The 256-nt window shown below is 69.5% G+C and carries 1 protein-coding gene; it reads left to right on the forward strand.

Annotated features, from left to right (window positions below):
* On the forward strand, positions 1–256 hold a 256-nt coding region (locus tag SB658_RS25555; RefSeq protein WP_410603248.1), incomplete at both ends, for a prepilin peptidase.

Below are 256 nucleotides of genomic sequence, written 5' to 3' on the forward strand. Positions count from 1 at the left end.
GGATCGGATCGTGCTGCCGACCCTCGCGTCGCTGATCCTCCTCGTCGTGATCGATGCCGCGGTCGCGGGGCAGAGCGCTCCGACGATCCGCGCTCTCCTCGGCATGCTCGTACTCGGCGGGTTCTACGCCCTGCTGCGACTGATCAGCCGGTCGGGGATGGGCGGAGGCGATGTCAAGCTCGCCGCGGTCATCGGACTCGTCCTGGGATGGCACGGCTGGCAGCAGCTCGCGATCGGCGCGGCATCCGCCTTCGTG

This window comes from Bacillus sp. SIMBA_008 (assembly GCF_046535495.1).
Lineage (GTDB): Bacteria > Bacillota > Bacilli > Bacillales > Bacillaceae > Bacillus > Bacillus subtilis.